Below are 12951 nucleotides of genomic sequence, written 5' to 3' on the forward strand. Positions count from 1 at the left end.
TCATGCAAGAAAAATTCGCGAAAGAATCCTATACCGAAATGAACGAACTGGTTCTTCCCAATGACACCAATACCTTTGGGAATTTAATGGGAGGCCGTCTACTTTATTGGATGGACATCTGTTCGGCCATGGCAGCACAAAAACACTGCAACAACCAGGTAGTTACTGTATCGGTAGATAATGTTTCTTTCCGCAGATCCATAAAATTAGGTGAAGTGGTGACGATTGAAGCACAGGTTACCCGTGCATTTAATACTTCTGTAGAAGTACGCATGGAAATCTTTGCGCAAAACCTTCCATTGGGAACCAAAGTGAAGTCCAACGAGGCGTATTATACCTTCGTATCCATTGATGAGAACAATAAACCCAAAGCTATTCCTGCCTTAATTCCTGAAACAGAGAATGAAATCAAGCTTTATGAAGCAGCATTGCAACGCCGCGAATTGAGGTTGTTACTGGCCGGCAAATTAAAGCCTGAGAATGCTAAAGAAATCGGAAATCTAGTTGCATTGTTTACTCCGAAAGAGGCTGAGTAAGTCGATAGACCGCTGCGCTGCTAGATGTGAGATATGAGATCGCTGCGCTGTTAGATGTGAGATATGAGATAACAGACTTTTGTCCTGCGAGCTGTTTTTAAAGTATTTAGTAGATAGTATAAAGCATATTAGACCTATTGGCTGGGAAATAATTTTACTACTTACAACTCAGAGCAAAGCGAAGAGTCTGAGCCCTACGGGCAGTAATTAGTCGTTAGTCATTAGTAGTTAGATCTTTGGTGGAGACTATTATTAACAGAATATTTAGTAAAAATTGTTAAAAGCGGTCGATAAATTGACCGCTTTTTTATTAGAGGTATTTAGTTAAGTATGCATTATTTAAATCGGGCAGACATTCCGCTACGCTTAGTACTGCCCCTACGCTGGGCGGCTACTTGGCGGTTAGGAAACTATCTAGATAGCACGGTAGGTAAGGGCGGTACTGAGTGAGTTTGAGGAAGGGGGATTTATCCCTGACGAGAACGAACGGAATGTCCACCCGATTATTAATTATCAGCTATAATGTATTTTTATTTTAGATGTTAAGGCGGGCGATGCATGCATCGCCCCTACAGTTAGGGGTATAAACGGCTATATTTTCACAATTGTTTGTAGGGTCGATGCAAGCATCGACCGCATTTTACCCGCCTCATTAAATAACCTTATCCTCCACAAAAAAGGCAACATAATTTCAAATTATGTTGCCTTTTTTTATTGTTTAAAGTTCAGAGGAAGACTTTGTTTATCAATTACACACCAATCTCACTCGCCAATAGGTCTTTATACTAACTACTCAATACTAAATACTACTTCGTTCCTTCCGTTCCCAAAGCAACGAGTCTATCGAACTCTTCGGCTTTAAGTGGCATAACAGATAATCGACCTTGTCTAACCAAGGCAATATCTTGTAATTGAGGGTCAGCTTTGATGGTTTCTAGGGTTACCGGGTGTTTTAGTGTCTCCACAGGAGCTAAATCTACCACCACCCATTTCTCATCTTCTGTGGTAGGGTCTTGGTAATATTCTTTCACTACCTTGGCAATACCCACAATTTCCTTGCCTTCATTGCTATGGTAAAAAAGCACAAAATCGCCTTTCTTCATAGCTTTTAAGTTGTTTCTCGCTTGGTAATTGCGAACACCGTCCCAAAAAGTCTCACCATCTTTATTAAACTGTTCCCAGCTGTATTTAAAGGGTTCTGATTTTACTAAGAAATAATTCATTAATGCTTTCTTCTAATTTTGATCAATTGAAAAGGAGGATATTAGTTTTGACCTTCTAAGATTTCCATTTTATCGGCATAGTGTGCACAATAATCGCGTAAATCACCGATTACACTTTCCGCCATAGGATCACCACCCGATGCTCTTAAGAAAGAATCACCTAGGGTTTGAAGTGTTTCATAAAAGAAGCGTTTCATTTCATCGTAAGGCATATCCTTAGTCCATAAGTCAATGCGCATGGAGTTTTTGTATTGGCTATCCCAAAGGGCTAAAAACATCGCCTTCGCTGGTAGTTCATCACTGTTTTCTCCATCTGAGGAGCTCCATTGGATCATCTCTGGAACATTATTATCGTCCAATTCTACTTGGAGCTTTATTTCTGCTTTCTTCATATCTATTATTCTAAAATATTGATTTAATTACTATACTGATTATTCCAACGACCAGGATAAATCCCAATTGCATAATCCAAAGTCGTTTGACATCCTTGGTCCATAATCGGAACAGGATATCCATGGCAATTAAGAATACAACTAATACGGCTAACCATCCCCAAGAGATAAAGGTCTGTCCCTCCTCTCCCATTTCGGTAATTGCCCAAACTAATATACAGGCTAAGCTTATGTTTAGCGGTGTTAATTTCATCGTTTCTTACCCGGTCTGCCGGTGTTGCCGGATCTAGAAGACCCTTTCTTTGCTGGTTTTGACTTGCCTTTAGCAGAAGGTTTTCTGCTGTTATTCATTTTCTGTGCGTACTTTTTCTCATGGAATGCTCCTTTAAAATCAGGATCATCCTTTTTCTTTTGATTATCAATTTCCCTTGCGATGGCTTGTCGCTCATCAAAAGGTGTTTTCTCAATAATCAATCCTTCTGGTAAGTCGATAACGGGAATACTCTGTTTTATCAGCTTTTCAATTTTCTGTACATTATACTCCTCAGCTGGATTACAGAATGTAATAGCCGTTCCTGAGTTAAATGCACGTCCTGTACGACCAATACGATGCACATAATCCTCAATGACAATAGGAACATCAAAATTGATAACATGACTGACTTGTGAGACATCCAATCCACGAGCAGCAACATCCGTTGCCACTAGAATACGAACGGAACCTTCCTTGAATGCATTAATGGAGTTGATACGCGTGTTTTGTCCTTTATTAGCGTGAATGACACGTACATCTTCTGAACCATATTTACGCTCCAAGAAACCGAATATATTATCTGCAACAGCCTTTGTTTTACAAAAGACAATAATCCTAGAGAAGGCTTCATCGTCTTTAAAGAAATGCTGCAGTAGATTTAGTTTTGTTTTTAGGTTAGGGACATGATATAAACTTTGTTCTACCGTTTTTGCTGGAGTAGCTTGTTCAGTTACTTCAATAACGGTTGGAAACTCCAAAAAGTCACCTGCAATCTTACGAACTAATTCACTCATGGTTGCTGAGAATAGTAGATTCTGACGTTTGCGAGGTACAATTTCTAGGATACGATGGATTTTAGAGATAAATCCCATATCCATCATTTTATCTGCTTCATCCAGTACTAAGAATTTCAGTCCTTTGACATGGATTTCCCCTTCTAAATAAAGTTCTAGAAATCTTCCAGGTGTTGCAACGATAATATCACAGCCTTTAGCTAATTGTTCCTTTTGAGTTTTAGGACCTAAACCACCATACAGCAATACGGTTCTCAAGTCTAGGTAAGTGGAGAACATGCGGATATGTTCCTCAATTTGCATGGCTAATTCTCTGGTTGGACTTAAAATTAAAGCACGAGGATCATTTCCTTGTGCATATTTTAAGGTCATCAACATCGGAAGCACGAAAGCAGCTGTCTTACCAGTACCTGTTTGTGCTATTCCCATTATATCTTGCCCTGCAAGAATGGGTGTAATTGCCTTTTCTTGTATTTCTGTAGGTTGGGTATAACCAGCCTCAGCTACGGCATTGAGCAGCTGTTTATTGAGTTTAAAGTCTTCGAATGATGCCATCTGGGCAAAGATAACGAAAAGCAATCAATCCCTCGAACGCTGTTTTCGAAGCAAACATTTTGATTTGCGCTTAAATTCATTGAAATTTGTCAATAGACAAAAAAGGTTGTTATGAAAAAAATTGTATTATTATGTGCGCTGACATTGATTAGCGCGTTCTCGTTTGCCGACGAGGGTATGTGGTTTCTAATGTATCTGAAGAAGATGAATGAAGCCGACATGCAGAAAAAAGGCTTGAAACTATCTGCTGAAGAAATCTATAGCATAAACAACTCCAGTTTAAAAGACGCTATCGTTCAATTCAACGGCGGCTGTACAGCGGAGATTGTTTCTGGAAGTGGTTTAGTATTTACAAATCACCACTGTGGCTATGGAGCAATCGCAGAGCTTTCAACGCCTCAACACGATTACCTAACTAATGGCTTCTGGGCAAAAAATCATGCCGAAGAGCTTAAACCTAAATCTTTATACGTGCGTTTCTTCGTGCGTATGGACGATGTATCAAAACGCATCTTAGGATTAGTAAATGACAAGATGTCGGAAAAAGAAAGAGAGAAAATCATTAACCAAGAGATTGCTAAGATTCAAGCAGAAAATAGCGAAGGCGGTAAATATGTGGTTTCTGTACGTTCTTTCTTCAACGGAAATGAATATTACTATTTCGTTTACCAAGACTATACTGACGTTCGTTTAGTAGGTACTCCTCCGAGTAGCATTGGTAAATTTGGTGGTGACACGGACAACTGGGAATGGCCACGCCATACCGGTGACTTCTCTATCTTCCGTGTATATGCCGATAAGAATGGTAACCCAGCTGAATATTCAAAAGAAAATGTGCCTTTGAAACCTAAATACTTCTTACCAGTAAGCATTAAAGGTATTAAAGAAGGTGATTTCTCGATGATCTTAGGCTATCCAGGTCGTACAAACCGTTGGATGAATGCTGCAGGTATTGATCAAAACGTAAAATTCGCTTATCCTGCATGGGTTGAAGCATCTAAAGTAGGTATGGATGCCATGAAAAAACACATGGATAAAGACCAAGCAGTGAAGTTAAACTATGCTTCAAAATACTCTGGAGTAGCTAACTACTGGAAAAACAGACAGGGAATGATCGATGCATTAACCAAGCATAAAACTGCTGCAACCAAAGCTAAACAAGAGAAGAAATTCAACAAATGGGCTAATAAACCAGCTAATAAAGAAAAATATGGTGATGTAATCAGCGTAATCAATGATTACTACGCAAAAACTAATGAGAAAGCAAGACACGACAATTTCTTGACAGGCCTATTGCGTTCTTCTACTTTTGCGGCACTTCCTTACTCATTAGGCCAAGCATTAGTGCAATACGCACAAGCAAATGAAGCTAAACGTTCAGAAATTCTTCCTCGCTTAAATGCTTTCCTTGCTGATAACTACGATAAGGCTTATATGCCTCTAGAGGTTGATGTATTAGCAGATGAATTAAACTTATATGCTGCAAAAGGTGGTAATATCGCACCTTACATTCGTGAGATGGCTACTAAGAACAATGGTAATTTCCAAGCCGATGTACAAAAAGCATTCGACAACAGTATCTTCGGTTCTAAGGCTAAAATGGAAGCTTACTTAAATGCTCCAGATCCTGCAATAGTTCAAAACGACCCATTGTTGAAGATCTCTACAGCATTAATGGATAAATACCGTGAGAGCAATCCAGAATTAGAAACCTTGACTGATAAATTCCAAGCTGCAACTCGTAAATACATCGCTGGTGTATTGGAAATGGATCCAAATGGCAAACATTATCCAGATGCAAACTCTACTTTGCGTTTAACTTATGGAACAATACGTGCATTACCTAAAGATTCTCGCAATGATGCCAAGATAAATAATTACACGACTCTTCAAGGTACTATCGCGAAGTATAAAGCAGGAGATGAGGAGTTCGACCTTCCTAAACGTTTAATGGAACTATATGAAAATAAGGACTATGGACGTTATGCTGATAAAGCAGGATACATGCCAGTTAACTTCTTGAGTGATCAGGATATCACTGGAGGTAACTCAGGCTCACCGGTATTGAATGGGAATGGTGAATTAATTGGCTTGGCTTTTGATGGAAACATTGAAGCAATGGCAGGAGATGTAATTTTCGACCCTAAATTGCAACGTACAATTTCGGTAGATATCCGTTATGTATTGTTCATCATCGATAAGTTTGCAGGAGCAACAAATATCATTGACGAATTGAAAATTGTGGAGTAAGAGCCTCAATAGGGCGATTTGAAACATAAAAAAACATTACAAAATTCGCTTTGTTTGTATTCCTTTTGTATATTTATGATATATTAGAGAATTAATTAAGAAAAACTAAAATTATATTAATTAAAAAATGGAAAACTACACTAAATTAAAAGAGCTAGTAGCTTCAATCGAAGCTGATGCGGAAAAATTCTTCAACAACGGTAACTCTGCTGCTGGAACACGCGTACGTAAAGGTTTACAAGATATCAAAACCTTATCGCAAGAAATCCGTAACGAGATTACTGCTAAGAAAAACGACGGTAAGAAATAAGCTATCAGCGTTTTAAATAAAAAAGCCCGACTTTTCCAAGTCGGGCTTTTTTTATCTTTTATGAAATAGGAGGCTTACAAATTAAGATCATCTTTAGATACAATCTTTCTCAAGGTAGCTATTAAAATCAGACTGAATATCTCTTTGTATGGAAACAAAAAATCGGAGCTACCTAAGGCAGCCCCGATCTTACTAAACAACAAACAAAATGTTTTATTTACATGCTATGTTACAAAAACATAGCGGCTAACATCAGATTTAACTGCTGTTCGGTCATCCATTGACCCATAATCTCTTTCATTCTAGCCTTTGTTTTTTCGCGTGACATTGGCTCATCCTTTTTCTTAAAGATATCCGATTTGATTGTCGGAGCAGTCAGTTCCACTTTCTTAGCATAGATATTTATGTGTTGCTCTGGAACAACATAGCCTAAGATCATCCCAGGTAGTCCATGAATAGTACCCGGACCACCAGAGGTAGGGATTTGATCGGTATAGAAAGCAACTACATAAACGGAGTCTAACGTAATTCCATTGGCACGACGACAATCATATCCAGCAATATTGCGGTATTCGTTGGTAATCTTCCATTTTACATCTGTTAGGCTATCCTTAATTGCGACACCTGAACCTCCCATTTCTAAAGCGATCATAGACTCATTTTTCTTTAGATTCTGATAAACTTTATTGTTGTTATCTAACATCGATAACATCTGGGCAACCAAAGGTGGCTGTTGCTTTTCTACAGGCTCAAAATAAACCTCATCTCCACGGAATGAAAGCTTCTTCTCCAGAACGGCCGTTTCAGGCGATTTGGTGATCATTTGTTCGATATAGGTCCTGGACATATCCCCAGGCTTCAAACTGTTCATATAACGCTTCATAAGGTTCTTCACGTGAATAGTTTTCTCGAATGTGATACTTCCTTCTGTAGGAAAGTAGGCATATTGTGCTTGTGCCGATTGGATGCTTAATCCAAGGATAAATAAAACGGCAATATATAGTGTATTCTTCATGATTATTTCGCTGCGTTCATTTTGGTAAATTCCCAAGTTAATTTCAACATGTAATATCTGGAAATGGTGTTATAGGTATTCTGCATAATCGCTCCGTTACTTTGGTATCTGCGGAAACCCTTATTTTGGTTAAACACATCATTCACATAGAAATCTACGATTAGGTTCTCCCCTTTCAAGAATTTCTTGGAAACACCTGGTTTAAACAATACCTGTTGAAATTTATCCGGAAGTGCTTTTGTTGGAGCTTCGTAAGTATAGGTTCCTTCACCATACAAGGTAATCTTAGCAGGCAGATACACTTTGAAGTCCAGGTCACTGTTCAAGGTAAAACCACTACTGTTACGCTCTGGGTTTAAGGTAGTTTCCATAAATCTAAATCCAGGAGACACATTCCAACTAAAATCAATTACTTTAGTGGTTTGTCTTTCTAGTCCTAACCCAATAGAATAGTTATAGTTTTGGCTTTTATTTTCTAAGAAATCATTTGTAGGATTAGCAACTGTTCTGTCATTGATGTAATTATATCCGGAGAAATAACTTCCATTCGCTCGTACATTACCTTTAATTTGGTATTTACGGATTAAGTCAAAACCACCACCGAACCATAAGTTGGCAGAATTAGATGGTTTATCCATATTCTCATAATACAACTTACGATATCCTCCATTTTCGATAACCACATTCTGTTGGATTGCATCATAGGTCTGGCTGAAGGATAAGTTACCGTAGATATATTTACCTTTCATCATGTCCCAAGATTGATAGCCCACATTCACATTGCTGTTTTTTGAAGGTTTCAGATTTTCATTACCGATGATTTCAACCATTTGGTTTTCATTCTGACGGAGAGGTTGTATTTGGAACAATGAAGGTAAGGAATTATTGAAATTATAACTCAATCTTAAGGATTTGGTTTTCGATAGGTTATAACGGAAATGAGCATTAGGATTATAGGTTAAATAATCACGGCTTAATGAGGTATTCTCATAGTTATTAAACTGTTGTCTATCATCATGGCGGATATTATTATTTAAATTAATATCAATTTTATCCGTCTTGTAACCAAAGGAAATATCTGCTGAATTTCTGAAATTATTGAAATTAAAATCGTTACTGAAATCCTGATCTAACACGGTATAATCGCCTACATTATCTTTATTGAAAGCACGGTTAATGGAGTGTGTTTTTGCCATCGCATACTCATAGCCAATGGAGGTTCTAAAACGTTTACCTAATGGTTCCGTATAAGTAACAGATGTTCTTAAATTATTGGAGTTAGACTCCTTATCTTTAAATTGATCTATTGGCGAAGAAGTGCCATCAATTAAATTATTTGTATTTGATTGCAACAAAAGCGTCCCTTCATCATCGGAGTTATTACCAGCGAAACGCAATGATATAGATCTTCCTTCTTTCTTAAACTTACGTGTAAGGAAAGCTTCATAGGAGATATTTTGGTTGGTTGTTTCACCAGTTTGATTGGAGAAGTTATCCGAAACTTTGGTGTCATTCTGATAGGTTTCACCATCTTGACGATTAAAATTATCTGAATTCACCCTAGAACCTGACAATTTTGCTGTAATGCTCGTCAAGGAGTCAATTTTTAGATCATATTTCGTGTAAAAGCGATGTCTATTTGCATCCGATTTGGATCTATTCGAGTTGATATTTTTCAAAAATCCACTTGCAGTAGGCGACTCTGAAATGGAATTATCCGTATAATCATTTTCAATTTGACCATACTTATAATTTAGGTTGATTTTATTTTTCTTCTCATTCCAGGCATCCATGAAGGAAATACCACCTGTTAAAGCTCTTGGTTGTCCTTTGCCATTCCAATAGCTAAATGGATCACCTCCAAAAGAAAAACTCATCCCCCCTTCGTCATCAATGGAAATTGATTCTCCCATGCCATATTTTTCTTCTTCTTCCCAACCTAAACCGACTTGTCCATCATTGGAACCAATACCATATGCTGATATCTTACGAGAACCTTTAAACCTATTGATAGCTACTTTACCCAAATAGAAACCATTATCTCCATCGGTTCCACCAGCTGCTTCTGCTTTCCCAAACATACCGTTCTTTGCGTCCTCTTTCAGCTGTACATTAATGGTCTGAACACGTGTTCCATCATCCACACCCGTACGTTCTGCTTGTTCAGATTTTTTCTCATATACCTGAACCTTATCCACCATATCCGAACGGATATTGCGGGTTACCAAGGTAGGATCATCTCCAAAGAATTCTTCACCATCAACCAATACCTTTTCTACGGTTTTCCCTTGAGCAGTAATCTTTCCTGATGCATCCACAGAAATACCTGGCAATACTTTCAACAGGTCTTCTACTTTAGCATTTTTCTCTGTTACAAAGCTTGAAGCATCGTACTCAACAGTGTCCCCTTTTATGACAACTGGAATCTTTCCAGTCACTAAAATCTCTTCAATTAAGGCAGCAGAGGATTGCATGGTAACTTGACCAAGTTGTACATCTCCAGTACCTTTTTTAATATTCCGGTAGTAATCACCAAACTTAGGGTAACTGACGATTAATAATAGATCTGAAGTGTCTGGATTGACCATACTAAACTTACCATTCTGGTCCACTCGAGCAAAGTCCACTAATATGGAATCCTTCGCTTGGAGTAGCAAAACGCTGGCATTGGCCAATTTTGTTTTGTCAGTTTCAGATACGATTTCCCCCGTAATCTTCTTTTGGGCATGTACTTGCATGGTCAGCACACCAAAAAAGAGGGAGAGTAATAGGCTTGTAAAAAATTTCATAATAAATTAATAGTGTTCAAAAGATAAATGGTTCAGCGAAATTATCACAATTGTGTGAACATTAGAAAAAGCCGGAATACTTTAACAAAAAATTAACAGCGATTGTAAAAAACCCTTAATTACCATTCATTATACACATTTGTCGCTGAAAGGGAGAAAATGTTACAACCTGTGTAATATTTATTTTCACTACATTTGCAAAAACCCTTTTGAAATGCAAAAAATCAAAGACTATGTAGAAGCAAACAAAGACCGCTTCTTAGAAGAATTATTTGAATTATTGCGCTTTCCATCAGTAAGTGCTGATCCTCAATTTAAAGAAGGCGTATTAAATACGGCAGAATTTGTTGCCCAGAAACTTAAAGATGCTGGTGCTGATAATGTTGAAATCTGCCCTACTGCAGGATACCCAATCGTATATGGCGAGAAGATCTTTGACCCATCCTTACCAACAGTATTAGTTTATGGGCACTACGATGTACAACCTGCTGATCCTATTGAACTTTGGGAAACTCCTCCATTTGAACCTACCGTACGTGATGGTAAAATCTATGCTCGTGGATCTGCTGACGATAAAGGTCAGTTCTATATGCACGTAAAAGCATTTGAGTATATGGTTAAAAACAACGAATTAGCTTGTAATATCAAATTCATGATCGAAGGTGAAGAAGAAGTTGGCTCTGCTAACTTAGGAATCTTCGTTGCAGCGAATAAAGAACGTTTAAAAGCTGATGTCATCGTTATTTCGGATACTTCCATGATTAGCTTAGAAAACCCGTCTTTAGAGACTGGTCTTCGTGGATTATCATATGTTGAAGTAGAAGTTACTGGTCCTAATCGCGATCTACACTCAGGTGTTTATGGTGGTGCTGTAGCTAACCCTGCAACAATCCTTGCTAAAATGATCGCTTCATTACACGATGAAAACAATCATATTACGATCCCTGGATTCTACGATGACGTTATTGAATTAACAGATGCAGAAAGAAAAGCTTTAAATGAAGCTCCTTTCGATATCGAGACTTATGAAGAAGATTTAGGTGTAAAAGAACTTTGGGGAGAAGAAGGTTACTCAACAATCGAGCGTACTGGTATCCGTCCAACCTTAGAGGTAAACGGTATCTGGGGTGGCTATATTGGCGAAGGTGCTAAGACGGTTCTTCCTTCTAAAGCATTTGCTAAAATCTCTATGCGTCTTGTTCCTAATCAGAACTCTGAGCGTATTACCAAATTGTTTAAAGATCACTTCGAAGCAATTGCGCCTAAGTCGGTAAAAGTAGAGGTTAAACCGCATCATGGTGGTGAACCTGTTGTTACTCCTACGGATAGCATCGCGTATAAAGCTGCTGAGAAAGCTTTAGAAGAAACTTTCAACAAAAAACCTATTCCTACTCGTGGTGGTGGTTCTATTCCTATCGTAGCTTTATTCGAGAAAGAATTGGGTATTAAGACTGTTCTTTTGGGCTTTGGTCTTGATAGCGACAATTTACACTCGCCAAATGAGAAATATGGTATTGAAAACTACCTAAAAGGTATTGAAACAATTCCATTGTTCCATAAATATTACGCTGAGTTAAGCAAATAATAGACATAAAGCTCCCTTGAATTAGGGAGCTTTTTTATTTCCATACCTTTTCTTTGTTTCGTAAAGCTCATATTGTTCTATCTGATTTTTGGAGGGCGTATGTTTTTTTTCTACCTTCGGTGGAGATGTTACAATAGACCATGCTGCTAATCTTAAAGAAAATCCATAGACTGCTTTACTTTCTTTCCATTCTCTTTTTCTTTGTCATTAGCTTTCCTATTTTATATTTCTTAGCTAAGAATCCTGAAAAGCATTATAATAGCATCGTTTGGTTCCGCAAATGGATATCACTTCTTGGAAGTTACTTCGTAGGCATTCGATATAAAGTGACCTATGAAGAGCCCATAGATTGGTCTAAAAATTACATTATCTGCCCAAATCATACTTCTATATTGGATATTACAGCATTGACCTATTTATCTCCAAGACCATTTTCCTTTATTGGTAAAGTGGAGTTATTAAAAAATCCAGTAACGCGTATATTTTTTAAAACGATTGATATCCCCGTAAAGCGTGAAAGTAAAATTTCGTCCTTTAAGGCGTTTAAACGGGCTACAGAACTTTTGAAAGAAGGCAAGTCCTTAGTTATCTTTCCTGAGGGAAAGATAGATGACCATTTCCCACCAACCTTACACAAGTTTAAACCTGGTGCTTTCCGTATGGCTATGGATAACAACACCCCTATCCTACCGGTGGTTATTCACAATGCCTCAGCCATATTATGGGATGATGGTGGACAATTTGGATCTAGACCTGGCTGTATCAAAATCACGGTACTAAAGCCAATTGAAACAGACCCCAATGTTTCAACTGCAAATTCCTCCATCGAACAAGAAGTTTATGAAAAGATGAATAAAGTTTGGCAAGAGGGTTCCTTGTTATAAAGAAATATTTATTTTATAGAACTGAAAATCTGCTAGATACATCTGTTAACAAAGATTTAAAACCAAATAACTTGCATTAGTTAAATTAAATATTATTTTTGCGAAAAATGTATAACTTAATTAAAGAGATATGTATTGGACACTTGAATTAGCTTCGCATTTAGAAGACGCTCCTTGGCCAGCTACCAAAGATGAATTGATTGACTACGCTATCCGTTCTGGGGCACCTGTTGAAGTTATTGAAAATCTTCAGGCGTTGGAAGACGACGGTGAACCTTACGAAAACATCGAGGAGATCTGGCCGGATTATCCAACTAAGGATGATTTCTTTTTCAACGAAGACGAATATTAAATTCAATATAAGA

General features: G+C 37.8%; 12 protein-coding genes. 6 read left to right on the forward strand and 6 right to left on the reverse strand.

Annotated elements, in window-relative coordinates; genetic code table 11:
• Window positions 1-2: 2 nt before the first annotated feature.
• Window positions 3-536, forward strand: coding sequence for an acyl-CoA thioesterase (locus tag ABD676_RS02465; RefSeq protein ID WP_344673085.1), 534 nt, complete (start codon window positions 3-5; stop codon window positions 534-536).
• Window positions 537-1342: 806 nt separating this feature from the next.
• On the opposite strand, the gene ABD676_RS02470 is transcribed toward ABD676_RS02465, so the two are convergent.
• The 4 genes from ABD676_RS02470 to ABD676_RS02485 are packed head-to-tail and all read right to left on the reverse strand — an operon-like array spanning window position 1343 to window position 3753.
• Complete coding sequence (locus tag ABD676_RS02470; protein ID WP_344673086.1) at window positions 1343-1759, reverse strand: EVE domain-containing protein; 417 nt, start codon at window positions 1757-1759, stop codon at window positions 1343-1345.
• A gap of 41 nt (window positions 1760-1800) precedes the next feature.
• Window positions 1801-2151: a gliding motility protein GldC gene (gene gldC / locus ABD676_RS02475; protein ID WP_344673087.1), complete on the reverse strand. Its 351-nt coding sequence runs from the start codon at window positions 2149-2151 to the stop codon at window positions 1801-1803.
• Window positions 2152-2161: 10 nt separating this feature from the next.
• A complete protein-coding gene (locus ABD676_RS02480; RefSeq protein ID WP_344673088.1) occupies window positions 2162-2404 on the reverse strand; it encodes a hypothetical protein in 243 nt (80 codons plus the stop codon).
• A complete protein-coding gene (locus ABD676_RS02485) occupies window positions 2401-3753 on the reverse strand; it encodes a DEAD/DEAH box helicase (protein ID WP_344673089.1) in 1353 nt (450 codons plus the stop codon). Before ABD676_RS02485 ends, ABD676_RS02480 begins: the two co-directional genes overlap by 4 nt.
• A 111-nt stretch (window positions 3754-3864) precedes the next feature.
• Between ABD676_RS02485 and ABD676_RS02490 the strand changes: the two genes are divergently transcribed.
• Together ABD676_RS02490 and ABD676_RS02495 are read left to right on the forward strand one after the other, a co-directional pair.
• The gene (locus ABD676_RS02490; protein ID WP_344673090.1) at window positions 3865-6003 is read left to right on the forward strand and encodes a S46 family peptidase; all 2139 of its coding nucleotides are present in this window, start codon (window positions 3865-3867) and stop codon (window positions 6001-6003) included.
• Between the two features lie 127 nt (window positions 6004-6130).
• Window positions 6131-6313 carry a histone H1 gene (locus tag ABD676_RS02495; RefSeq protein WP_344673091.1) on the forward strand — a complete coding sequence of 61 codons (183 nt, stop codon included), beginning with the start codon at window positions 6131-6133 and terminating at the stop codon, window positions 6311-6313.
• Window positions 6314-6542: 229 nt separating this feature from the next.
• Here ABD676_RS02495 and ABD676_RS02500 read toward each other — a convergent pair whose 3' ends face one another.
• Complete coding sequence (locus ABD676_RS02500) at window positions 6543-7328, reverse strand: GLPGLI family protein (protein WP_344673092.1); 786 nt, start codon at window positions 7326-7328, stop codon at window positions 6543-6545.
• Between the two features lie 2 nt (window positions 7329-7330).
• Entirely contained in the window at window positions 7331-10117 is a 2787-nt protein-coding gene (locus tag ABD676_RS02505; RefSeq protein WP_344673093.1) for an outer membrane beta-barrel protein, read from the reverse strand.
• A 214-nt stretch (window positions 10118-10331) separates the two neighbouring features.
• On the opposite strand from ABD676_RS02505, the gene ABD676_RS02510 reads away from it, so the two are divergent.
• The 3 genes from ABD676_RS02510 (at window position 10332) to ABD676_RS02520 (ending at window position 12938) form a co-directional block, all read left to right on the forward strand.
• The gene (locus ABD676_RS02510; RefSeq protein WP_344673094.1) at window positions 10332-11702 is read left to right on the forward strand and encodes a dipeptidase; all 1371 of its coding nucleotides are present in this window, start codon (window positions 10332-10334) and stop codon (window positions 11700-11702) included.
• A gap of 140 nt (window positions 11703-11842) precedes the next feature.
• Window positions 11843-12586 carry a lysophospholipid acyltransferase family protein gene (locus ABD676_RS02515; RefSeq protein WP_344673095.1) on the forward strand — a complete coding sequence of 248 codons (744 nt, stop codon included), beginning with the start codon at window positions 11843-11845 and terminating at the stop codon, window positions 12584-12586.
• Between the two features lie 130 nt (window positions 12587-12716).
• Window positions 12717-12938: a DUF2795 domain-containing protein gene (locus ABD676_RS02520; RefSeq protein ID WP_002996718.1), complete on the forward strand. Its 222-nt coding sequence runs from the start codon at window positions 12717-12719 to the stop codon at window positions 12936-12938.
• Window positions 12939-12951 lie beyond the last annotated feature (13 nt).

Source organism: Sphingobacterium kyonggiense (genome assembly GCF_039536825.1).
GTDB classification, from domain to species: domain Bacteria; phylum Bacteroidota; class Bacteroidia; order Sphingobacteriales; family Sphingobacteriaceae; genus Sphingobacterium; species Sphingobacterium kyonggiense.